This window comes from Azospirillum sp. UENF 111221 (genome assembly GCF_058780625.1).
The window spans coordinates 2,292,118-2,314,990 of record NZ_JBSNCH010000005.1 but is presented as its reverse complement, the minus strand read 5'-3'; the positions used below and the strand labels follow the sequence as shown (position 1 = coordinate 2,314,990).

Annotated in this window: 23 protein-coding genes and 2 pseudogenes; 13 read left to right on the top strand and 12 right to left on the bottom strand. The window is 68.3% G+C overall.

Translation table 11 applies throughout. The features are described from left to right. The first annotated feature begins 86 nt into the window (after positions 1-86). The 5 genes from ACWPN3_RS25705 (at position 87) to ACWPN3_RS25685 (ending at position 5,101) form a co-directional block, all read left to right on the top strand. Positions 87-581, top strand: a complete 495-nt coding sequence (locus tag ACWPN3_RS25705; RefSeq protein WP_492239962.1) for a HupE/UreJ family protein — start codon at positions 87-89, stop codon at positions 579-581. Between the two features lie 109 nt (positions 582-690). Continuing rightward, positions 691-1,968, top strand: coding sequence for a TAXI family TRAP transporter solute-binding subunit (locus ACWPN3_RS25700; protein WP_492239961.1), 1,278 nt, complete (start codon positions 691-693; stop codon positions 1,966-1,968). A gap of 150 nt (positions 1,969-2,118) precedes the next feature. Continuing rightward, entirely contained in the window at positions 2,119-2,580 is a 462-nt protein-coding gene (locus tag ACWPN3_RS25695; RefSeq protein ID WP_109453048.1) for a GNAT family N-acetyltransferase, read from the top strand. 114 nt (positions 2,581-2,694) lie between these two features. Next, complete coding sequence (locus ACWPN3_RS25690; protein ID WP_109449542.1) at positions 2,695-3,363, top strand: glutathione S-transferase family protein; 669 nt, start codon at positions 2,695-2,697, stop codon at positions 3,361-3,363. 94 nt (positions 3,364-3,457) lie between these two features. Beyond that, positions 3,458-5,101, top strand: a complete 1,644-nt coding sequence (locus ACWPN3_RS25685) for a hypothetical protein (protein WP_492239960.1) — start codon at positions 3,458-3,460, stop codon at positions 5,099-5,101. A gap of 24 nt (positions 5,102-5,125) precedes the next feature. Here the strand turns inward: ACWPN3_RS25685 and ACWPN3_RS25680 are convergent, their stop codons facing one another. Next, the gene (locus ACWPN3_RS25680; RefSeq protein WP_109449546.1) at positions 5,126-5,836 is read right to left on the bottom strand and encodes a TetR/AcrR family transcriptional regulator C-terminal domain-containing protein; all 711 of its coding nucleotides are present in this window, start codon (positions 5,834-5,836) and stop codon (positions 5,126-5,128) included. A gap of 114 nt (positions 5,837-5,950) precedes the next feature. Between ACWPN3_RS25680 and ACWPN3_RS25675 the strand changes: the two genes are divergently transcribed. Both ACWPN3_RS25675 and htpG read left to right on the top strand, forming a co-directional pair. Beyond that, positions 5,951-6,595 carry an MSMEG_1061 family FMN-dependent PPOX-type flavoprotein gene (locus ACWPN3_RS25675; protein WP_492239959.1) on the top strand — a complete coding sequence of 215 codons (645 nt, stop codon included), beginning with the start codon at positions 5,951-5,953 and terminating at the stop codon, positions 6,593-6,595. Positions 6,596-6,761: 166 nt separating this feature from the next. Continuing rightward, positions 6,762-8,642, top strand: a complete 1,881-nt coding sequence (htpG, locus tag ACWPN3_RS25670; RefSeq protein WP_109449551.1) for a molecular chaperone HtpG — start codon at positions 6,762-6,764, stop codon at positions 8,640-8,642. A 109-nt stretch (positions 8,643-8,751) separates the two neighbouring features. Here the strand turns inward: htpG and ACWPN3_RS25665 are convergent. Beyond that, a pseudogene (locus tag ACWPN3_RS25665) lies at positions 8,752-9,879 on the bottom strand (sensor histidine kinase); the annotation flags it as partial. A gap of 460 nt (positions 9,880-10,339) precedes the next feature. Between ACWPN3_RS25665 and ACWPN3_RS25660 the strand changes: the two are divergent. From ACWPN3_RS25660 to ACWPN3_RS25645, 4 genes are all read left to right on the top strand, one after another. Next, entirely contained in the window at positions 10,340-10,852 is a 513-nt protein-coding gene (locus tag ACWPN3_RS25660; protein WP_492261899.1) for a Fur family transcriptional regulator, read from the top strand. Between the two features lie 120 nt (positions 10,853-10,972). Continuing rightward, positions 10,973-11,338: a hypothetical protein gene (locus ACWPN3_RS25655; protein ID WP_109449555.1), complete on the top strand. Its 366-nt coding sequence runs from the start codon at positions 10,973-10,975 to the stop codon at positions 11,336-11,338. 99 nt (positions 11,339-11,437) lie between these two features. Next, the gene (locus ACWPN3_RS25650; protein ID WP_492261816.1) at positions 11,438-12,184 is read left to right on the top strand and encodes an HAD family hydrolase; all 747 of its coding nucleotides are present in this window, start codon (positions 11,438-11,440) and stop codon (positions 12,182-12,184) included. Between the two features lie 76 nt (positions 12,185-12,260). Next, positions 12,261-12,635 (top strand): response regulator, encoded by a 375-nt coding sequence (locus tag ACWPN3_RS25645; protein WP_492239957.1) that lies wholly within the window; start codon positions 12,261-12,263, stop codon positions 12,633-12,635. Between the two features lie 76 nt (positions 12,636-12,711). Here ACWPN3_RS25645 and sigJ read toward each other — a convergent pair whose 3' ends face one another. The 10 genes and pseudogenes from sigJ to ACWPN3_RS25595 all read right to left on the bottom strand — a co-directional run bounded on the left by sigJ (position 12,712) and on the right by ACWPN3_RS25595 (position 19,525). Then, positions 12,712-13,635 carry an RNA polymerase sigma factor SigJ gene (gene sigJ / locus ACWPN3_RS25640; protein WP_492261815.1) on the bottom strand — a complete coding sequence of 308 codons (924 nt, stop codon included), beginning with the start codon at positions 13,633-13,635 and terminating at the stop codon, positions 12,712-12,714. Further along, a complete protein-coding gene (locus ACWPN3_RS25635) occupies positions 13,632-14,084 on the bottom strand; it encodes a carboxymuconolactone decarboxylase family protein (protein ID WP_492239955.1) in 453 nt (150 codons plus the stop codon). The genes sigJ and ACWPN3_RS25635 overlap by 4 nt, the downstream gene beginning before the upstream one ends. 98 nt (positions 14,085-14,182) lie before the next feature. After that, positions 14,183-14,440: a hypothetical protein gene (locus ACWPN3_RS25630; protein WP_109449563.1), complete on the bottom strand. Its 258-nt coding sequence runs from the start codon at positions 14,438-14,440 to the stop codon at positions 14,183-14,185. 16 nt (positions 14,441-14,456) lie between these two features. Continuing rightward, the gene (locus tag ACWPN3_RS25625) at positions 14,457-14,921 is read right to left on the bottom strand and encodes a DsrE family protein (RefSeq protein WP_492241369.1); all 465 of its coding nucleotides are present in this window, start codon (positions 14,919-14,921) and stop codon (positions 14,457-14,459) included. Positions 14,922-14,978: 57 nt separating this feature from the next. Beyond that, positions 14,979-15,767, bottom strand: a complete 789-nt coding sequence (locus ACWPN3_RS25620; protein ID WP_247873157.1) for a HesA/MoeB/ThiF family protein — start codon at positions 15,765-15,767, stop codon at positions 14,979-14,981. A 98-nt stretch (positions 15,768-15,865) separates the two neighbouring features. Further along, positions 15,866-16,657, bottom strand: coding sequence for a hypothetical protein (locus tag ACWPN3_RS25615; protein WP_492239954.1), 792 nt, complete (start codon positions 16,655-16,657; stop codon positions 15,866-15,868). A gap of 154 nt (positions 16,658-16,811) precedes the next feature. Beyond that, positions 16,812-17,771: a cysteine synthase A gene (cysK, locus tag ACWPN3_RS25610; RefSeq protein WP_492261814.1), complete on the bottom strand. Its 960-nt coding sequence runs from the start codon at positions 17,769-17,771 to the stop codon at positions 16,812-16,814. A 110-nt stretch (positions 17,772-17,881) separates the two neighbouring features. Beyond that, a pseudogene (locus tag ACWPN3_RS25605) lies at positions 17,882-18,338 on the bottom strand (RrF2 family transcriptional regulator). A gap of 200 nt (positions 18,339-18,538) precedes the next feature. Next, positions 18,539-18,847: a DUF2218 domain-containing protein gene (locus ACWPN3_RS25600; protein WP_492239953.1), complete on the bottom strand. Its 309-nt coding sequence runs from the start codon at positions 18,845-18,847 to the stop codon at positions 18,539-18,541. Between the two features lie 36 nt (positions 18,848-18,883). Continuing rightward, the gene (locus tag ACWPN3_RS25595; RefSeq protein WP_492239952.1) at positions 18,884-19,525 is read right to left on the bottom strand and encodes a PadR family transcriptional regulator; all 642 of its coding nucleotides are present in this window, start codon (positions 19,523-19,525) and stop codon (positions 18,884-18,886) included. 206 nt (positions 19,526-19,731) lie between these two features. Between ACWPN3_RS25595 and ACWPN3_RS25590 the strand changes: the two genes are divergently transcribed. Further along, positions 19,732-21,660 carry a hypothetical protein gene (locus tag ACWPN3_RS25590; protein ID WP_492239951.1) on the top strand — a complete coding sequence of 643 codons (1,929 nt, stop codon included), beginning with the start codon at positions 19,732-19,734 and terminating at the stop codon, positions 21,658-21,660. 115 nt (positions 21,661-21,775) lie between these two features. Continuing rightward, entirely contained in the window at positions 21,776-22,780 is a 1,005-nt protein-coding gene (gene trxB / locus ACWPN3_RS25585) for a thioredoxin-disulfide reductase (RefSeq protein WP_492261813.1), read from the top strand. Positions 22,781-22,873 lie beyond the last annotated feature (93 nt).

Sequence of the window (22,873 nt, the reverse complement as noted above, 5' to 3'; positions counted from 1 at the left end):
TGACGGCTTGACCCCGCCCCCGCTCAGCCGCCATACCGGCAGCTGGAGCTGGACAGACAGCTGAACGGACGGGGGGATGCGGGCGCATGACGACGGTGACGGGGGCCTTCGGCAACGGGCTGACCACGCCGGTGTGGGTGCTGCAGCATCTGCTGGGCATCCTCGGCATCGGCCTGTGGGCCGGACAAGCCGGCGGCACCGCGGTGTGGCAGGTGCCGGCCGCCGCGGTGACCGCCGCGCTGGCGGCGGGCTTCGCCGCCCAGATGGGCGTGCGGCTGCCCTATGCCGCGCCGGGACTGGCCGCCTCGCTGGTGGTGGTCGGGTCGCTGGTGGCGCTGGGGGTGCGCGCGCCGGCGGTGGTGGCGGTGCTGATCGCCGCGGTCGCCGCGGTGTTCCACGGCCATGCACATCAGGGACCGCCGCTCTACTGGGCCGGTTTCGCGTCAGGGTTGATGCTGGTCGCCTGCGGCGGGCTGGGTCTGTCGATTGCGGTGACGCAGGCCGAGTCGGACCGGGCCGTGCGTTTGTGTGGCGGTGCGGTAGCAGTCGCCGGCGTTCTCGACCTCGTCGGCGTGATTTGACCGGATGCGCCTTGAAATGACAGGGGTGCGCGGAAATCTTTGAAGGCACGACCTCCCCTCCCCGCCCGTCCCGCTTGGGAGGCACGGGCCAGACGAACGGAACGATCCGGTGTCCCGCGCAGCCGCCAAAGCCTGCCCACCCTCACCGGGGCTCCGCTCTCCGGGAGCCGGGCCGCATCCCGATGCGGCTCCCCTGCCTCACCTCGGCCTGACTCACCTCGGCCTGACCCGCCGCCATCTGCTGGGCGGGCTGATGGGAGGCGTGGCCCTGGCCCCGTTGCCGGGCGGCGGATTGCTTGGAAATCCGGCCACCGCCCAGGATCTGCGCTATTTCCGCATCGGCACCGGCACCACCTCCGGCACCTATTTTCCGATCGGCGGGCTGATCGCCAACGCCATCTCCAACCCGCCGGGCTCGCGCCCCTGCGACAAGGGCGGAAGCTGCGGCATCCCCGGCCTGATCGTGGTGGCGCAGGCCAGCAACGGCTCGGTCGACAATGTCGAGATGCTGCGGGCGGGCACGGTGGAGGCCGGGTTCGCCCAGGCCGACGTCGCCTATTGGGCCTACAGCGGCACCGGCAGCTTCACCGGCAAGCGCCCCTTCACCGAGCTGCGCTCGCTCGGCATGCTCTATGCGGAGGCGATCCAGATCGTCGTCCGCTCCGACGGCTTCATCGACCGCATGGCCGACCTGAAGGGCCGCAGCATCTCTGTCGGCGAGGAAGGCTCCGGCACTCTGGTCGAGGCGCGGCTGATCCTGGACGCCTACGGACTGTCGGAAAGCACGATCACGCCGCTCTACCTGAAGCCCGGCACCGCGGCCGACCGGCTGGCGAAGGGCGAACTGGACGGCTTCTTCATGGTCGGCGGCTATCCGGTGGCGGCGGTCAGCGACGTGGCGGCGCGGGTGCCGATCCGTCTGGTGCCGCTGGACGGCGAGCCGGCCGACCGGCTGCTGCGCGGCCAGCGCTTCTACATCGAGCAGGAAATCCCGGCCAACGCCTATCCCGGCAGCGCCCCCACCCCGACGCTGAGCCTGGGGGCGGAGCTGCTGACCCGCGCCGACCGCGACCCCGACCTGATCTATGGCGTCGTCCGCGCGCTGTGGCACGAGAACACCCGCCGCGTCCTGGCCGACGGGCATCCGCAGGGCCGCAATTTCGATCCCGCCCGCGCGGTCGCCAACGTCTCGGTTCCCCTGCATCCGGGGGCGGAGCGCTTCTACCGCGAGGCCGGCCTGCTCGGCAGCGCCGCCAACGAGCCTGCCCGTCCGCCGGCCGGCGCGGCCGACACGCCCCCCGCCGCCGGGGACAAGGCAGGGAACGGGACTCCTCCTGCCGAGAAGAGCGCCACCGGGAAAAGCAGCGAAGACAAGCCCCAGCGCTGACCGCCGGCTGATCGCCAACCGATCGCCCGTTGGTCGCCAACTGGCCGGACAGGACGAAAGGACCGTTTCCGCACGCCCTTCCTGTGGAATAATCTGACCGGTATCCGGTTGATCCGCGCGATCGGGCGCAACGGACGGAAGGAGACAGGCATGACGGCCGGCGAAGGGGTGCGCATCGCGATCCGTTCCGCCCGCGACGCCGACTCCGCCCGCTGTGCCGAGATTTTCCTGCACGGCCGCCGCCAGGCCTTCTCCTGGCAGCCCGCCGACCGGTTCGGGCTGGACGATTATTACGACTGCGTCCGCGAGGATTCGGTGCTGGTGGCCGAGACGGACGGGACGGTGGTCGGCTTCGTCTCGCTCGATCCAAAGGCCGGCATCATCCACAACCTGTTCATCGACCCCGGCTGGCGCAAGCGCGGCATCGGATCGGCCCTGCTGCGCGAGGCGCTGGGACTGCTGCAGGGCGCCGCCGGCCCGGCCGAGCTGGCCTGCGCCGCCCGCAACGCCGACGCCCGCGCCTTCTACGAGCGCAACGGCTGGATGCCGGTCGGCGAAGCGTCGAACCAGCCCGACGCGCTGGTGCTCTACCGCCTGTCGCGGGCGGGGTAGATGGCCGCTCCCCTCGCCTTCCCGCTTGCCCCGCGGAACTTCCTCCAACGAGACGATTTGGCTCGGATGCGCGGGCTGTTTTCGCTTGCCGCGTTGCGGTAAAGTCCCGCCGCCATGCGAACCCTGTACCACCACCCGATCCACGCCCTGTCGCGCACAGCGCGCGTGATGCTCGCCGAGAAGGGCCTGCCCTTTGAACCCGTGGTCGAAAGGCCGTGGGAACGGCGGACCGACTTCCTGAAGCTGAACCCGGCCGCCGAGGTTCCGGTGCTGGTGGAGGAGGACGGGACGGTCGTCGCCGGCGGCCTCGCCGTCATCGAATATCTGGAGGAGGCCTATCCCGACACCCCCCTGCTGCCGCGCGAGATCGCGGCGCGGGCCGAGGTGCGGCGGGTCGCCGACTGGTTCCTCCACAAGTTCGAGCGCGAGGTGGCGGAAAACCTCGTCGGCGAAAAGCTGATCAAGCGGCTGTCCGGCCAGGGCCACCCCTTCGCGCCGGCGATTCGCGCCGGGCTGGCCAACGTCACCTACCATCTCGACTACATCGCCTTCCTGTCGGAGCGCCGGCCCTGGCTGGCCGGGTCGTCCTTCACCCTGGCGGACATCGCCGCCGCGGTGCAGCTGTCCTGCCTCGACTATATCGACAACGTGCCGTGGGACCGCAGCCCGGAGGCCAAGGACTGGTACGCCCGGATCAAGTCGCGCCCCAGCTTCCGCGCGCTGCTGGCCGACAACATCACCGGCTGCCCACCGCCCAAGCACTATGCCGACCTGGATTTTTAATATCCTGTTTGGATTTCGCCCAAGAGGGGCATGGACCGGCCGAGCGTATCAAGATTAACGTGCTCCCTAAATCGTAGTTGGGAGTAGTTGCTCGATGCGTCTCCGCCTTTCTTCGCCCGCTCCGGCCCTGCCGGTCCGTTCCCTCAGGCCCGCCCTGATCGCCGGCGGCATGCTGGCTCTGGTGGCCGGCTGGTCGCCTGCCCAGGCGGCACCGGCCGTCGACGATGCCGGCGCCAAGGCGCTCGCCGCGTCGCTGAAGAAGGATCTGCCCCGCTGGTTCCCGCCGCCCGCCGAGGATGGCGAGGGCATCGGCTTCGAATGGGAGGGCGAACCGACGGTCAAGCCGGCCGGCGACCATTACGACGTCGCCCTGCCGCGCCTGTCGGCCGAGGATGCGGAAGGCACCCTGTTCGACATCGGCACCATCCTGCTGGCGGTGACGCCGAAGGACGACAGCCAGTACGGCGTGTCGATCACGCTGCCCAGCGCCATGAAGGTGCAGAACCTCGACGACAACGACGACTATGTCGATGCCGCCACCATCACCATCGGCAAGCAGTCCTTCACCAGCACCTGGTCGGGTGCGCTGGAGACGCTGCTGACGGTCGACGGCGCCTTCAACGACCTGGCGGTCACCGCCGCCAACGGCAAGGGCAAGGTCTCCATCGCCACCATGACCATGGTGCAGGATCTGAAGCCGGAGACCGGGACCAACGGCGCCACCCTGTGGAGCGGCCCGGCCGCCTTCGCCTTCGGCGGCCTCTCGGTGCAGGACGACAAGAACAAGGAGCTGTTCAAGATCGGCGGCGTCACCAGCGAGGCGACCTACACCCGCGTCGACCTGACCAAGGTCAGCGCGCTGCAGAAGCTGTCCGAACAGACCGCCGCCAAGGGTGTGGCACCGACCAGCTCCGAACTGCTGCCGAAGCTGCAGGGCATGTTCGGCGGCATCAGCGGCGCGATGCGCCTGTCCAACCTGTCCTTCGTCAATCCGGAGGACGGCACCGCGGTGGCTCTCGGCCATCTCGCCTTCCGCAGCGGCCTGACCGATCTCGACCAGGCGATGTCCGCCGTCAGCATGGGCATCGAGGCGCGCGACTTCACCATGACGCCGTCGCCGGCCCCGGTCGCCTTCACCCCGCGCGCCTTCGAGATGAAGCTGTCGGTCGCCAAGCTGCCGAACAGCGCCCTGTGGAAGGCCTTCACCGAGCTGGCCAAGTCCGCCGAGGCTGAAGAGGCCCCGCCGGCGAAGAAGGGCGCCAAGCCCAAGGCGGCAGCACCCGCGTCGCCCTCGGCGGACGTGGTCATGCAGCAGGCGATGGCCGCGATGGGCGAAGCCGGGACCGAGCTGCGCATCGACGCGCTGAACCTCGACACCCCGGCGACGGCCGGCACCGCCACCGGCGCGGTCAAGGTCGCGACCCAGGCCGCCTTCGGCGTCACCGGCGGCGCCACCGTCCTGCTGCGCGGCATCGACGCCGCGGTGAAGGCGATGCAGCCGGCCCCCGGCGCCAAGCCCGACAAGGAGACCCAGGATCTGCTCGCCGGTCTGGCGATGGTGCAGGCCCTGGGCCAGGCCGGCAAGGACGACACCGGGGCCGACACCCGCACCTACAAGATCGACATCACGGAGGCCGGACAGCTCCTGCTGAACGGCGCCGACATGACCGCCCTGCTGGCCGGCGGCAGCGAACCCGCCCCGGCTCCGGCCCCGGCGGAGAAGCCGAAGAAGAAGTAAGCCCGGCAGACGGCACGCCGAGCTTCAGCCCGGCGAAGCCCCCGATTCCGGCAACCCCGGATCGGGGGCTTTCTTTTGGGGATTGGAGCCGGGAACAGGAACGGCAGCCCTCAACCCGTCGATCAGGCGGTCCAGACCGAACCGGAAGCGGGCGTCGTCGTCATTGTCCGCGATGAGCAGCCTCACCGTGGCGGCGGCGTGGGGATAGCGTGCCTCCTGCTCCGCCGTCAGCTGCTGCGCCACCCGTTTCAGGTCGATCCCCTCGCCCTTTCCGCCCGGGGGCGGCAGCGTCGCCTGTTCCTCGATGGTGAAGCCGATCACGAAATACAGCATCGTGAACAGCATGTGCGCCGCCGTTCGCTCGTCGGCGCCGGCCGCGCGCAGGGTCGCGATGGTGCGGTCGCTGATGCGCAGAACATTGTCCATGACCGGGAAGGTTCCGGCATAGACCCGCGCCCCGTCGCGCCTGGACTTCAAGGCACGGCGGAACTCCGTCGCCATCTCCCGCAACCACGCGTCCCAGGGCAGGCCGGCATCGGCGGGAAGCCTCATCTCCGCCAGCAGGGCGTCGGCCATCGCGTCGAGGAGCGCCTGCTTGCCGGCGAAATGCCAATAGAGCGACGGCGCCTGGATCCGCAGAGCCCCGGCGAGACGCCGCATCGTCAGCCCCTCGATCCCGACCTCGTCGAGCAGAATCATCGCAGCATCAATGATGTCCTGTCGCTGCACACGCATGGCCCTTGAGTTCCGCCTCTTCCTGCCGGGATTGACAAACTAACGCCGTTAGGTGAAATCTAACAACGTTAGTTTACCCGTCGCCGCGCTCCGCGGCCCAGCAGAGGAACGCCCATGGACCCCCACCGCATCCACACGGTCGAGGCGCTAAGGCAGCTCTACGACATGCCGTCCGAGCGCATCGTGAAGATGAGCTTTCCCTTTCTGGACGATCACTGCCTGCGCTTCGTCGCCGAATCCCCGCTGGTCTTCGTCGCCACCATGGCGGAAAGCGGGATGGACTGTTCGCCGCGCGGCGGGCGTCCGGGCTTCGTCCATGCCGAAGACCGCCAGACGCTGGCTCTGCCCGACTGGCCCGGCAACAACAAGCTCTCGTCGATCACCAACATCCTCACCTCCGACGGCGGCTGCGGACTGGTGTTCCTGGTGCCGGGGGTGGACATCTTCCTGCGGGTCAACGGCATCGCCACCGTCACCACGGCCCCGTCCCTGCTCGACCGGCTGAGGGAGGAGGGACGCACCCCCAAGGCCGCCATCCGCCTGTCCGTGCGGGAAGCCTTCTTCCATTGCGGCAAGGCGCTGCGCCGCTCGCATCTGTGGCAGCCGGACGATTGGTCGGTGCCGCGCGACATGCCGTCTCCCGGCCAGGTGGTGAAGGACCAGGCGGGATTGGCGGACCTGTCGGTCGAGCAGATCGACGCGATGTACCGGAAGGGACTGGCGGAACAGCTCTACAGCGAATCGCCGCATATGGAATGAAGGCCGGAGGACGGAGACGGGACCGCCGGTTTGGGCCCCTTCACCGCGACACCCCGCCGCACACCTCCCGCGGTTGCATGGCACAAGCCTCTTGAACGGCGGGGACGCTTTCACATATCTCCGCCGTCTTGACGCCCACCCGTGCAAAACCAACGAAGGTGCCCCCATGACCGAGGAACGGCTCAGTTTTCAAGCCGAGGTCAGCCGTCTGCTCGACATCGTCGCCCACTCGCTCTACAGCGAGAAGGAAGTGTTCCTGCGCGAACTGGTCTCCAACGCGTCGGATGCCTGCGACCGCCTGCGCTATGCGGCGCTGACCCAGCCGGAACTCTCGGCCGACGATCCGAACCTCAAGGTCCGCCTGCTGGTCGACAAGGACGCGCGGACCCTGACCGTCGCCGACAACGGCATCGGCATGAACCGCGACGATCTGGTCGAGAATCTCGGCACCATCGCCCGTTCCGGCACCGCCGCCTTCATGAAGTCGCTGGAAGGGGCCGAGAAGGGCGACGGCAAGAAGGACGTCAACCTGATCGGCCAGTTCGGCGTCGGCTTCTATTCCGCCTTCATGGCCGCCGACAAGGTCACCGTGCTGACCCGCAAGGCCGGCGAGGCCACCGGCTGGCGCTGGGAGTCCGACGGCAAGGGTGAATTCACCATCGCCGAGGCCGACGGCCTGCCGCGCGGCACGCAGATCGTCCTGCACCTGCGTGCGGGCGACGACGAATATCTCGACGAGGCCCGTCTCGGCGGCATCGTCCGCAAATACTCCGACCACATCGCCATTCCGATCCTGTTCGGCGAGGGCGAGGAGGCCAAGGCGCTGAACAGCGCGTCGGCACTGTGGACCCGGTCGAAGTCGGAGATCACCGCCGACCAGTACAAGGAATTCTACCACCATGTCGGCCACGCCTTCGACGATCCGTGGCTGACCCTGCACTGGCGGGCGGAAGGGGCGCTGGAATACACCAACCTGCTCTATGTGCCCTCGACCAAGCCCTTCGACCTGTTCGACCCCAAGCGCGCCCACCGGGTGAAGCTGTACGTCAAGCGCGTCTTCATCACCGACGCGGCGGAAGGGCTGATCCCGCCCTACCTGCGCTTCCTGCGCGGCGTGGTCGACAGCGAGGATCTGCCGCTGAACATCAGCCGCGAGATGCTGCAGCACAACCCGATGCTGGCCAAGATCAAGGCCGGCATCACGCGGCGCGTCCTGTCGGAGCTGTCGAAGAAGGCCAAGGACAGCGAGAACGCCGCCGAGTACGACAGCTTCTGGGAAAACTTCGGCGCGGTGCTGAAGGAAGGCCTCTATGAGGACTACGAGCACCGGGACGAGCTGCTGAAGCTGCTGCGCTTCCGCACCACCGCCGGCGAGGATCTCGTCTCGCTGGAGCAGTATGTCGCCCGCATGAAGGAGGGCCAGGACGCCATCTTCACCATCAGCGGCGACGACATCGACACCCTGCTGCGCAGCCCGCAGCTGGAAGGCTTCAGGGCCAAGGGCGTCGAGGTCCTGCTGCTGACCGATCCGGTCGACGAGTTCTGGATGCCGTCGGTCGGCGTCTATGAGGGCAAGCCGTTCAAGTCGGTGACCCGCGGCGGCGCCGATCTCGGCAAGATCAAGGGCGAGGAGACCGAGAAGCCGGAGGAGAAGACCCCGGAAGGCGAGCTGACCGACCTGCTGGCCCTGCTGAAGCTGACCCTGTCCGACGCGGTGAAGGATGTCCGCAAGTCCGAACGCCTGACCGACAGCGCCGTCTGTCTGGTGGCCGACGACAACGACATGGACATGCACTTGGAGCGCCTGCTGAAGCAGCACAAGCAGCTGAACGGCGAGGTCGGCAAGCGCATCCTGGAGATCAACCCGTCGCACGCCCTGATCAAGCGGCTGGCCGACCGGGCCAAGGGCAGCGGCGCCACCGACGCGCTGGAGGATGCGGCCTGGCTGCTGCTCGACCAGGCCCGCATCGTCGAGGGCGAGCCCCTGCCCGACCCCGCCGCCTTCGCCCGCCGTCTGGCGAGCGCGATGGAGAAGGGGCTGGCGTAAGGGTCGCCTGCACCGGGAAAGTCTGAAGGAAAGCCCCCCTCTCTCCGGAGACGGGGGGCTTTTCCGTTCTACCTTCCGCTTCCCCCCGCCCCACCCGCCGGGGCGGGAAGACCAGCGAGATGGTGGTGCCCTCGTCGCGGCGGCTGACCACGTCCAGCCGGCCGCCATGCAGCTCGATCAGCCGCTTGGTCAGGGGCAGTCCGAGACCGGTGCCGACCTGGCTGCGGGCCAGCGCACTGTCCACCTGCCCCCAGGGCTCCAGCGCCTTGGCCAGCTCCTCCCCGGTCATGCCGATGCCGGTGTCGTGCACCGACAGCCAGAGCGTACCGTCCGCCGCCACGCGGCCGCGCAGCGTCACGATCCCGTCGGCCGGCGTGAACTTCACCGCGTTGGACAGCAGGTTCAACAGCATCTGGCGCAGCTTGCGCTCATCCGCCCGCAGCGGCGGCAGGTCCAGCGGGACCGCGGTGGCGATGCTGACGCCATGGCGCGCGGCCCGTTCGGCCAGCAGCCGCGCCGTGCCGATCGCCACCCGCACCACATCCACCGTCCCGTCCACCAGCTCCAGCCGGTCGGCATCGGCCTTCGACAGGTCGAGCAGGTCGTTGATCAGCTCCATCAGGTGCCGGCCGCTTTCGGCGATGTCGCGGGCATATTCGCGATAGAGCGGAATGGCGTGCGGTCCCAGCACCTCCTGCTCCAGCAGTTCGGCGAAACCCATCATCGCCGTCAGCGGCGTGCGGATCTCGTGGCTCATGTTGGCGAGGAAGGCGGTCTTGGCGCGGATCGCCTGCTCGGCCTGCCGGCGCGCCTCGTCCAGCTGGCGGGCGCGCAGTTCCGTCTGTTCGGCGGAGCGCGCCATCAGCCCGGTGACCGTGCCGACGCCCAGATAGCGGTCCTGCTCCACCACCAGGAAGCCGGTCACCAGCGCCGCCGGCTTCAGCCGCGCCAGCCGCCGCCCGATCTCCGCCAGCGGAGTAGCGCCGTCGATCAGCAGCGGATGCGGGTCCATCAGCTCGGTGACCGATTGCATGCCGCCCCCCTCTCCGCTGCCGTCCGGCAGCAGCCGGCCGCGCTCCAGCAGTCCGGCGACACGGCCGTCGCCGTCGACCACCGGCAGGGCGGCAAGCTCCGGCTGGCGCTGGAACCGGGCAAGGGCGGTGGCGCAATCCTGCGAGGAGGAGAGCGGAGCGACCGGAACGGCCAAACCGGCCGCTGTGAAGGCGGGTTCGTCCATATGCGGCTCCGCCGTGAACGAAGAGGTGGAAGGCGGGAAATCGAACGGCGTCACTGCGGCTTCCCTCCCTCCTGTCGGGCATTGTCGGGCCCGGTGGATGTCCGGCAGGCGCGCCGCCCCGGATCGGACGGCGCTGCCTTGGGGGAAAACCTAGCAGCGGATTATGAGCAATTGGTTTCCGACCCGCTCCATGGCGGCATCGCCCAATAGCCTGAAAGTATTATGCCCTTGGCCAAAAAAGCCTCCTCCGCTCGGCCGTCCGGCGGGAACGTGGGTGTTTGAGAATGTCTGCGAAACACAGTATGATGGTCGGGTATTCGGGGTGCCGCGAACGGCTGGCCGGGGCGAACTGAACGATCGCCTCCGTTGCCGGCTCTTTCCGCTGGCGTTCCGGGCATCAGGGAGACCGGAGGGGCGAACCGCCGCCCGTCGAACGAAGACAGGATTACAGGGGATGTCCATGCCCTCGCGCCTCGAAGAACTGTGCGTGAAGAAGGGATTGAAGATGACCGACCAGCGCCGCGTGATCTCGCGCGTGCTGTCGGAGGCGACGGACCATCCCGATGTGGAGGAGGTGCATCGCCGTGCATCCGCCATCGACCCGCGCATCTCCATCGCCACCGTCTACCGGACGATGCGGCTGTTCGAGGAGGCGCATGTCATCGACCGGCTCGATTTCGGCGACGGCCGCGCCCGTTACGAAGAAACCAGAACCGATCATCACCATCATCTGATCGACGTCGACTCAGGTGAAGTCATCGAGTTCACCAACGATGAAATGGAACGGCTGAAGGAAAGCATAGCCCGCGAGTTGGGCTATGACCTGATCGGCCATCGGTTGGAACTGTACGGCGTCCCGCGCAAACGCCGTGCCGACAAATCTGAAGTCTTAACTATATACGGAACTCATTTCCGATACGCACAAGGGGTGGCGGCTGACGTCGCCACCATCCGGGAATCGCCACCCGCATGACGGGTGGGTCAGGCGATCATCGCTTGCGGGGTGCATCGGGTGCCGGTCTGGACCTTGCGGGGCGCTGGCCCAAGGTTAGGCGAGGAGCAAACCTCAAAACAGACCGGAACCGGCCTCACCATGGATGACCGTCCCAACAACCGCCAGGGGCAGCCCCCCCACACCCGGCCCGAGAGCCCGCCGAGCACCGCCGGGCCCGCCTCCCCGACCCCCGACCCCGTCCTGGAACGGCTCGACCGCCTGTCGGATCTGCTGATGCGCCGCATCGACCGGCTGGAGGAACGGGTCCGCAGCCTGGAGCAGGACAATGGTGAGATCATCAACCTGCTGATCGCCGTCAAGGCCGGGCTGGAGGAAGCGTCAGGCGACCTGATCGCCCAGCTGGAGGAAGCCGACGACGGCACCGGGCAGGACGACGGCTCCGAGGACGGCTCCGAGGACGGACCGCTGTTCGAGGTGCCCTGCGGGCCGACCATGCTGCATTGACCCGGACGCGCCATCCGCCTCCGCATCGGGTCAGGTCTTCCTCGATGTCGACCTGAAACTCCTTGCCCGCCGCCCTGTGGCGGCCGGATAACTGCGGTCATGCAAACGACGTCATCCCCGCCGCCCGGCCTGGAGCCTCAAGCCGGCATCGCACTGCCCCTGCCTCTGCCGACGGCAACGCCGGAGTCGATCCTGGCGGCGATGCCGAACTCGCAGGTCTCCGGGCCGGCCGGCGTCGCCTTCTTCGACTTCGACGGGACGCTGATCCATGGCGACAGCCTGCCGATGTTCGTCGGCGAGGTGATCGGCCGGCGCCGTGCTGCCCTGGCGCTGGCCGATGCCATCCGCTCTGCCCTGCACCGCCATGTCCGCGGCCGCGGGCCGGGCTGCGACTTTCCGGGCTCGGTCAAGGCGATCTACCTGAAGCGCACGCTGCACGGGCTGCCGGTGGCCGACGCGCTGGCCGCGGCCGAACGCATGGTGCCGCGCGTGCGCTGGCACCAGCCGATGCTGGACGTGCTGACCGAGCATCGCCGCCAGGGCCGCCGCGTGGTGGTCGCCACCGGCGCGCTCGACCTCTACATGCCGGCGCTGCTGCGCGGGCTGGAGGTGGACGATCTGCTGGCGACCGGCATGGAGGTGGTGGACGGCAGGCTGACCGGACGGCTCAGCACCGCCAACTGCGTGCGGCTGGACAAGGCGGAGCGGGTGACCGGCTGGATCGCCGGCCATGGCCCGGTCGCCGCCACCTGGGGCTATGGCAACCATCCCAGCGACCTGCCGATGCTGGCGCTGATGCACAAGGGCGAAGTGGTCCGCATTCGACGAAGGTCGAACCGCAGGTAGCAGGCGTTTACAACCCCGGCGCCCGCCCGCATACTCCGTCCGTCCATAACAAAAACATGATGGACGGAGGAGAACCGTGGCTTTCAGCATCGAAGCCGACATCCGGATGCCGGGTTACGGCGGACGCCGTGCGGTGATTGCCGATGCCGACCGCGTCCAGCGCGAGGCGCTGGCCGGCCATCTGTCCGGCCGCGGCTTTCAGGTCTCGCAGACCGACGACGCGCTGGAGGCGCTGACCATCATCGGTGCGGAGGCGCCGGCCGTGGCGCTGCTTCCGCTCGACCATGAGGGCGACGACGGCGACCGCGCCGCGGCGCTGGCGGCGATGCTTTATCCGCAGACCCGCATCCTGATGACCGGCCCGCGCATGCCGAACCTGCCCTTCCCCATCCTGCCCCGTCCGGTCGATCTGACCGCGCTTGACCGCTGGCTGGACGAGGCGACGGTTTAGATCGGATCGCGTAAAATCGGGATCGATTTGAAGCGTGAATCCGATCGTTAAATATAAAGCTATAGCTCGGTGCGTTTCATATTAAACGCACCGAGCTATAAAAGCCGGCAACGCGCTCCAGCTTTTCCGGGTTGGCGATCTGATAGACCCGCAGGATCCTGTTGCCGGTGCCGCCGCAGGGGGCGATGTCGAAGGCCAGGACGCTGCGGAACGCCCCGCCCAGCTCGGCCAGCAGCCCCGGCCCGCCATTCACCCGCACCGGGACGAAGCCGAAGCTGATGCCGCGCTTGCGCTGGACGCCGATCAGGAAGCGGGCGATGCGGTCGGCGCCGAACAGCGGGTTGACCGCCGTCCGCACCATCCCGCCGCCGTCGCTCAGCCATTGGGCGTCGTCGGACAGCAGGGCGACGATGGCGGCATAGTCGCGCCGGACGCTGGCCTCGGCGAAGGCATCGGCCAGGCGCCGCCCGGCATCCGCGGCGGCCGGCTGGCCCCAGGCGGCGGGCTCGGCCAGTCTGGCGCGGGCGCGCCGCATGATCTGGCGGCAGGCCTCCACCGACTTGCCGAGCATCGCCGCGATCTCCGCGTAATCGAGGTCCATCGCCTCGCGCAGGACGAAGACCGCCCGCTGGTCCGGCGCCAGCCGTTCCAGCAGCAGCAGCATCGCCAGCGGCACCAACTCGGGCTCCATGCCGTCCTCCGGCTCCGAATCCCAGCCGGCGACCTCCGGTTCGGGCAGCCACAGCCCGTAATAGCGCTCCCGCGCCACCCGGGCGGACCGCAGCCGGTCGAGCGCCAGCCGCGTCACCAGGGTGGTGAGATAGGCGGGGGCCGACCCGACGCTGCCGGGCGCCACGGCCGACCAGCGCAGCCAGGCGTCCTGCACCGTGTCTTCCGCCTCGGCCACCGAGCCGAGCAGCCGGTAGGCCAGGGCGCGCAGCCGCGCCCGCTCGCCCGCGAAGGCGGCGAGCGCGGTGTCCGGGTCGGCCAGCGCCGTCACGCCGCCATCCCGATGGCGGTGCCCTCGATATGCTGGGCGATGCCGATGCGGTTCCAGGCATTGATCTGCGCCGCCGTTACCGTCAACTGGGCGATCTGCTCGGCGTTGAAATGGCGTTGCAGTTCCCGGTACGCCTCATCGATGCGGTCATGCTCGGTGCGGGTCAGCACCTCCGCCCAGGCGAAGGCGGCGCGCTCGTCCGGCAGGAAAAGGTCCGACCGCTCCCACCCGGCAAGGGCGGCGATGCGCTCTTCGGACTGGCCGTCGTGACGGGCTTCCTTGCTGTGCATGTCGATGCAATAGGCGCAGCCGTTGATCTGCGACACGCGCAGGTCGATCAGGTGGACCAGCCCGGTCGGCAGGCCGCTGCTGCGGATGGCCTTGGAGGCGGCATACAGCGTGGCGAACAGGGACGGAGTGTCGGCAGCGACGGTGAAACGGAAAGCCATGGTGTTCATCCTCGTCTGGAGTGTCATCGCCCCCATGACGGGCCGCGTGTCTCCGGCGTGACGCATGCCTGCCCTGCGCTCCACTCAAGCCCTGGCTTTCAGGCGTCGCTCAGCATTCCCACCGCCTCGCGCAGGATGGCGACCTTGGCGGCGAACCGCCCCTCCGGGTCGCTCTCGTCGATCAGCTGGATCATGATGCCAAGGGCATGCGCGACCCGCGGGGCCATCCCCGGCCGCTCCCGCAAGCCGGTGGCAAGTGCGGCCAGTGCCGGCCGGTAGGGTCGCCCCTCGAACCCGTCGGTGGCGATCGACTCGAACCGGTTGGCGAGGTCGAGGATCTCGCGGTTGTCGCTCATGACCGTTCCAGCATCGTCAGACGAACAGCATGGCGCCGCCGCCGGGCGCCTCGTTGAGGAAGGTGACGACGCCGCCGCTGGCGACCGGCACATCCGCCCGCAGGGAGACGCCGGGCGGCAGCCCCAGCGCCCGCAGCCCCATCTCGCAGGCCATCACCGTGACGCCCATGGCGACGCAGGCCTCCAGCAGTTCCTCGAAGGTGGCGAGGCCGTGGGTGGCGAAATAGCGGTCGCGCGCCACCGGCGTGCTGCCGTCGTCGGCCGGGTCCAGGTCGTGCCAGCCCAGCACGCCCGGCTCCGTCTCATGGACCAGGGCGCGCAGCGCGCGGCCGGTGAAGAACAGCGTGACCTTGCGGTTGGTGGCCGCCGCGGCGCTGGCCATCACCAGGGCGTAATGCACCCGGTCGAAGCCGCCGGCGAACAGCACGATGGACAGGGCCGGCGTCCCGCCGGCTCCGGCCGCAGGGATAGTCTCCGGCATGGTCTCAGGCAGGGCAGTGGACATGATGGCCGCCTCCCATGTTTGCCACGGCGCCCGTCAGTGGGCGGAGAGGTCGTGGATCGTCCGATGATCGCCGCAAAGCGCGCAGTCGGGATCCCGCCTGATGGTTATGCGCTGATAGGACGCATAGAGCGTGTCCATCATCAGCAGGCTGCCCGACAGGCTCTCACCCAGCCCCAGCAGTTCCTTCAGCACCTCCGTCGCCTGCAGCGAGCCGACGGAACCGGCCAGCGCCCCCAGGACGCCGCCTTCCGAACAGGACGGCACGGTGCCGCGCGGCGGCGGTTCGGGGAACAGGCAGCGATAGCAGGGGTGCGGCGCCCCCAGATGCGCCTTGAAAGTGCTCAGCTGCCCGTCGAAACGCAGGATCGCCGCCGACACCAGCGTCCTGCCGGCCAGGAAGCAGGCATCGTTCAGCAGGAAGCGCGTGGCGAAATTGTCCGACCCGTCGGCGACGAGGTCGTAGCCGGCGATCAGATCCATCGCGTTGTCGCGGTTGATCCGCGTCCGGTGCGCCTCGACCCGGACATCGGGGTTCAACGCCCGGATGCGGGCGGCGGCGCTCTCCACCTTCAAGTGGCCGAGCGTCGATTCGTCGTGGATCACCTGCCGTTGCAGGTTCGACAGATCGACCGTGTCGTCGTCGACGATGCCAATGGTGCCGACGCCGGCCGCCGCCAGATAGAGCAGCAGAGGCGCGCCCAGGCCGCCGGCACCGACGACCAGCACCTTGGATCGCAACAGCTTTTCCTGGCCGATGCCGCCGACTTCCGGCAGGACGATGTGGCGGGAATAGCGGTGAAGCTGGGTGTCCGTGAAGTCCATGGCCCGCAGCATAGCGCAAGGACGGGCCGTTGCAGCAACATTCGATGCCGCGATTTCCGAGAAGCCGGCAGCGCGCAATCGCCGCGATGGGAAAACCGTCAGGCCTTGGTCGAGGTCGTCGACCCTTGGGACGCCCACTGCTGCAGGCGGGCCTGCCGCTCGCGCAGCGTCTTCTGGATGGCGCTTTCCTGGCCGCTGCCGAATTCCGTCAGGTCCGGATTGCGCGGCACCAGTCCGAGCCGGAAATCGGTCGGCGACTTCAGGTCGGACGGCGGCACCACCACCATCGAGTATTGGCCGGGTTGCAGCTTGTAGGTCGGCTTTTGCAGGAAGTTCTGCTGGGAGTCGGGCTTGCCCGAGTCGCTGGCGGCGACCACCTTGCCGTCCTTGTCCATCATCGCCCAGCGCGTGTTGGGCAGCGAGATGTCGGCGGTGAAGGTGCCGCCCTGCACGACGTTGAAGGTGTGCTTCTGGACGCCGGTGTCGCCGTTCCCCGGCGGCTGGGCGGTGCCCTTCAAGGTCGCGCCGCCTGCCGTCACCAGGACGTTCTGCCGCTCGGTGACGTCCATCGAATAGTCGCGCACGCCTGCCGCGCGGTTGGCCTGCGAAAAGGTCGCCGTGTAGGTGCCGGGACCGAGCCGCGCGCTGGCGTCCGCCGTCGATTCGTTCGACCGCAGGGTGGTCACCACCTCGTTGCGTTCGTTGCGGATTTCGACGTTGGTGAAGCTGTTGTTGATCTTGAAGTTGTATTCGCCGGCCTTGCTGACCGTGAAGCTCTGGCTGTCGGCGTTCGCGCCGTCGGCGCCGACCCCGGTCGTCTTCCCCTTGAACTGGGAGAAGGAGCTGCTCGACAGGTTCGGGACGTAGGTGGACGTGGAAATATCCGACATGGCGGTCACTCCCCTGCGTCGGCACGGACGGAAACGACGTTGCTGATGCCGGGGAGTTTAGCCGAATTCGCAAAATCCGTCAAATTTCGGACGGGAATTTCGCCTTCAGGCTGCGGAGCGGGGACGGAGCACGTCCCCACCCTGCTAACCCTTCTTATTCCAGCCCTTCGAACAGGGCGGTCGACAGGTAGCGCTCGGCGAAGGACGGCAGGATCACGACGATCTGCTTGCCCTCATTCTCCGGACGGGCACCGATCTCCAGCGCGGCGGCCAGCGCCGCACCCGACGAGATGCCGACCGGCACGCCCTCCAGACGGGCAACGGCACGAGCGGTCTCGAAGGCGCGCTGGTTGGAGATGCGCACCACCTCGTCGATCAGCTCCTTCTTCAGGATGTCGGGCACGAATCCGGCGCCGATGCCCTGGATCTTGTGCGGGCCGGGCATGCCGCCGGACAGGACGGGGCTGTCCTCCGGCTCCACCGCCACCGCCTTGAAGGAGGGCTTGCGGGACTTCAGGACCTCGGCGGTGCCGGTCAGCGTGCCGCCGGTGCCGACGCCGGAGATCAGGAAATCGACCTGGCCGTCGGTGTCCTTCCAGATCTCCTCCGCCGTGGTGGCACGGTGGACGGCCGGATTGGCGGTGTTCTTGAACTGCTGCAACAGATAGGCGTTCGGATCGGCGGCCAGGATCTCCTCCGCCTTGCGGATGGCGCCCTTCATGCCTTCCGCCGCCGGGGTCAGCACCAGCTCGGCGCCCAGCAGCTTGAGCATCTTGCGCCGTTCCACCGACATGCTTTCCGGCATGGTCAGGATCAGCTTATAGCCCTTGGCGGCGGCGACGAAGGCCAGCGCGATGCCGGTGTTGCCGGAGGTGGGCTCGACCAGCGTGGTGCGGCCGGGGGCGATGGTGCCGGCGGCCTCGGCGGCCTCGATCATGGCGCGGCCGATGCGGTCCTTGACGCTGGCCAGCGGGTTGAAGAACTCCAGCTTGCCGATGATCTGGGCCTTCACCCCCAACTCTGCGGCGAGACGGTCCAGCCGCACCAGCGGCGTGGCGCCGATCGTGTCGAGGATGCTGTCGTAGATCTTGCCGCGGAACTCCGGTGCAGCCATGATTCCACCTCTGAGATTTGTGTTATATGTGATTTCAACACCCCAGGCGGAGCATTATCCAGCAGAGGGAGCCTGTCAAACGGGAAGTGGTGCCACCCAAGTCCCCCGCGTCAGATGGTGAAGTCGATGCGGTCCTCGGTCTCGCTCTCCACCCCGGCACGCCGCGCGCGCATGCACAGAATCCTCGATGGTGATGGTGTCGAGCTTGGCCATGCACTCGTCCTGGAGTTCGCCCCACAGCGGGCGCACCACCTGATGGCCCAGCACCGAACCCGCCGGCTCCTCGATCGGATCGGTGGCGGTCTCCATCGCGCGGACGACCTTCACGATCTCGCCCAGCGTGATCCGCCGCCGCTCGCGCGCCAGCCGGTAGCCGCCGCGAGGGCCCCGCACGCCGGCCAGCACGCCTTCGCGCACCAGCTGTTGCAGCACCTGTTCCAGATAGCGCTTCGGGATGCCCTGGCGCCGGGTGATCTCGCCGGATTGCACCGGCTCGGTGCCCGCGTTGTAGGCGATGTCGAGGACCGCCTCGATGGCGAACATCAGCTTCTTGGAGATGCGGAGCATCACGAACGACTCCCGGTATTCTGACCGTGGGTGGCCGACGGTGGAACCACCATCCCCTCCCCCACGTCCGCCTGTTGGTTAAGAACCGTTTTACACCGTCGATGCGGTAATTCTCAACAGGATTTGTCGCAGACAGACTCGGGAAAATGCACCGCCTCGTCCGGCGGGGTGCCGCCACCCCACCCCATCAGCCCACCCCATCATCCCACCGGCGTCCAGGCCACCTCCCCCAAATCCCGGACCAGAGTCTCTTCACGGAAGGCGAAGCGCTTGAGATGGTCGATCACCACCTCCTGCATGCGCTCCATCTGTCCGGCATCCTCGATTTCAATCGTCAGGGTCAGCCCCGCGTCGTCGGCCGCCATCCGGCAGCGGCGGTCGGCGGCGAAGGGAACGAGCCCCTGGGTCTCGTCATGGACGACCTCGAACTTGTGCGCCCAGTGCTTGCACAGCTGGGTCATGTAGCGGCGCCCGTTCGGGGTGGCGATGCGTGCGGTGGATGCAGCCATGGTCCTGTCTCCTGTCCGGCCCGATGCGTTCGATGCTCAGATGCGTTCGACCTTGCGGGCGGCGTCATCGATGATGTCGGCGACGGCCTGGGTCTGCTCCGCCGTCAGGTCGCCGCGCGACAGCCGCAGCCGCAGGGCCAGCTTGAAATTTTCGATGGCGCGGTGGATCTGCGGCGAGGATTCGCGCTGCTGCCGGGCCCGCGCATGGGCGATGCGCTCGCGCACCGCGGCGACCGACGGCTCCGCCGCCTTCAGCGCCTCCGCCCCTTCCGGCGTGATCTCGTAGAGCTTCTTGTTGCCCTCGGTCGCGCCGACGCGGATGTGGCCCTGCTCTTCCAGCAGGGTCAGGGTCGGGTAGACGACGCCGGGGCTGGGGCTGTAGGCGCCGCCGACCATCTCCTCGACCGTCTTGATCAGGTCGTAGCCGGAGCGCGGCTTTTCCGCGATCAGCCACAGCAGGACGAGGCGCAGGTCGCCATGGTCGAAGACCCGCCGCTCGCCGCGGCCGCCGCGGCCGTGACCGCCCAAACCATGACCGCCCCAACCGTGACCGCCCCAACCTTCCCCGCCGCCGCGATGCCCATGGCGACCGTGACGGCCGCGTCCGTCCGGAGCCTCGTCCTCGAAGTCGGGACGCGAGAAGCGGCGGCCGTGTTTGTGAAACAGATGCCGAAGCATGGAACCCTCATCAGATGCAGTTTCGATATAACGAAAACTTAGATATATCGAAACACGCTCTCTGACAAGGGGGAAGCGTTCGGCGGCACACGCATCGGGCGGACACGGCCCGGACAAATCGCGTCCGTCCGCAAATCACTGTCGCCCGCCCGGCCGAAGCGGCTATAACCGACGCCCCGGCTTTGCTTTCGCGCGTGTGTGCCCTGATGTCCCTTCGGATCGAGACCTTTTCCAACGTCACCGGCGGTTCCAGCTTCTTCAAGGCGGTGGGCCACCCGCTGGCGGCGCCCAAGGCGGCGATCCTGATCGCGCGGCTGGCCTCCTTCGGCCCGGTGGCGGTCTACGACCCGCTGGGCCTGCTGTCGGGGCTGGCGGAGTTCTACGACCTGTCGTCGATCGATTTCTGCGGCATCTATGTCCAGGACGTCGAGAAGGTCGGACAGGAGGTGTTCGGCCATGCCGCCCGCCCGGTCACCGACCTGCCGTCCAGCGGCGCCCGCACCGTCTTCGTCGTCGCCTTCGATTCGCAGCGCCTGGAAGGCCACATCGCCCACCTGATCCCGAAGCAGGCCGGCGTCGTCTCGCTCGACGCCATGCGCGTGCCGGAAGACATGCTGAACGATCCCGGCCACTACCTGTCGAAGTTCAACTGGGCGACCAACTTCGCCTGGTTCCGCGACGGCGACGGCCACCACACCCGCGTGGTGTCGGCCAACTACTGGCCGCGCTACGGCGCCAAGGGCACCCGGCTGTGGGCCTGCCTGTTCGACGGCGAGGGCCGCCCCATCGCCGACTGGACGGAGCCGATGCCACCGACCGACGGCACCGTGGTGATCGACAGCCGGCAGGTGCGCGAACGCTTCAACCTGTCGCCCTTCTGCGGGTCGCTGTTCCTGCACATCATCGGCGCCGCCGGGCATGACGTGGTGAAATACGCGCTCGACACCTATGGCGACGACGACAGCGTGATGTCGTGCACCCACGACGCCAATGCCTGGCCCGCCGACCTCTATGCCGGCCTGCCCGCCCCGCGCGAGGGCGAGCGCGTGTCGTTGTGGATCCAGAACAGCCACCCGACCCCGATTCCCGCCGGCGCCGTCGGCCTCAACCTGATGGGCTCGGCCGACATCCGCACGCTCGACCGGGCGGTCCCGGCCTTCGCCACCCTTGAACTGGACGTCGCCAGCCTGTTCCCCGAGGCCCGCTGGCCCCAGCAGTTCGAGGTGCAGGCCGGCAAGCATTTCGTCCGCCCGCGCTACGAGATCGCCGCCGCCGACGGCCGCCGCCGCATGGCCCACGCCAATGTCGAGCGCACCGACCTGAAGCCGGACCCAAAGCTGCCGCTGCTGACCGGCGGTGCTGTGGACAAGGGCGTGGTGGGCAAGGGCCACATCCTGCCGGCGCCGCTGCTGCCGATGGGCCGCTGGCGCACCGTTCTACTGCCGACGCCGATGAGCACGGCGCAGACCGAGTTGCCGGTGAAGGCGGTGGTCTACGACCGCAACGGCGCCGCCGTCGCCGAGCACCGCTTCGGCAACCTGAAGCGCTCCGACAGCGTGGCGCTGGACGTCACCGGGCTGGTCGCCGACAAGACCGTCGTCGATGGCTGGGGCCATGTCGAGCTGGTCTATGATTTCGATGCCGGAACGATTGCCGATGGCTGGCTGCATGCCCTGGTCCGTTACGAAGACGTAACGACCGGCCATGTGGCTGAGACCAGCTTCGGCAGCCACATGTTCAATATGGCGATGGTCTACCGCGACGAGCCGCAGAGCTACCATGGCCGCCCGCCCGGCCTGTCGACCCGCCTGTTCCTGCGGCTGGGCACCGACCCGTGGGACACGCTCTGCCACCTCGTCTACCCTGCCTCGACCCAATGGCATGCCACCTCCGACACCGGCCTCGTGCTGGTGCGGCGCGACGGGGTGGAAGTGGCGCGCAAGCGGCTGGCGATCCCCTGCGGCGGCTCGCATTTCTGGCGCTATCGCGAGATGTTTACGGAAGCGGAACGGTTGGCGGCGGGCGATCACGCCTATGTGCTGATCCGCGACACCACCTGCCGCCTGTTCGGCTACCATGGCTGCCTTGCGGCCGGTGACAGCGCCTTCAGCCTCGACCATATGTTCGGCTTCTAGGACCGATCGCGGAAAGGCGGACTCGCCTTGACGCGTGAATCGGCCCGTAATGCAAAGCTCAGAACCGTTCCAACACGCACATCGTCATTCGCCGATACACTGCGGGATCAGACCCATGGCCACCACGCACCACACCAAGGTCCTCATCATCGGCGCCGGCCCGGCCGGCTACACCGCCGCCATCTATGCCGCGCGTGCCAACCTGGAGCCGCTGATGGTCCAGGGCATGCAGCCGGGCGGCCAGCTGATGATCACCACCGATGTGGAGAATTTCCCCGGCTTCGCCGATCCGATCCAGGGCCCCTGGCTGATGGAGCAGATGCAGAAGCAGGCGGAGCATGTCGGCACGAAGATGGTGTTCGACCTGATCACCGACGTCGACTTCACCAAGCGTCCCTTCGTCTGCAAGGGCGACAGCGGCGACACCTACACCGCCGACAGCGTCATCATCGCCACCGGCGCCCAGGCGCGCTGGCTCGGCATCTCGACGGAAGAGATCTACCGCGGCTTCGGCGTGTCGGCCTGCGCCACCTGCGACGGCTTCTTCTTCCGCGGCAAGGAGGTTGCGGTCGTCGGCGGCGGCAACTCGGCGGTCGAGGAGGCGCTGTACCTGACCAACCACGCCAGCAAGGTCACGGTCATCCACCGCCGCGACGGCTTCCGCGCCGAGCGCATCATGCAGGACCGCCTGTTCCGCCATCCGAAGATCGAGGTGGTGTGGGACAGCACGGTCGAGGAGATCGTCGGCGAGGGCGACGGCACCATGGGCAACCCGCGCGCCGTCACCGGCGTCCGCATCAAGAACGTCAAGTCGGGCGACGAGCGCGTCATCCCGGTGGCCGGCGTCTTCGTCGCCATCGGCCATGTGCCGGCGACCGGCATCTTTCAGGGCAAGGTGGAGATGGACGAGTTGGGCTACATCGTCACGGTGCCCGATTCGACCGCCACCAACATCCCCGGCGTCTTCGCCGCCGGCGACGTGAAGGACAAGGTCTACCGCCAGGCCGTCACCGCCGCCGGCATGGGCTGCATGGCGGCGCTGGAGGCCGAGCGCTGGCTCGCCCACTACGAGCCGGCCGCCGGCGCGCATGGCGACCAGAGCCCGGCGGGGACCTGGTGAGCTGAAGCGGTCCGCCCCCTCCCCCCAATCGGGAGAGGGGGCGCCCCCTTACGCCCTTGACGGTCTTTGCACAAAGCTCCGACTGTGATTCCC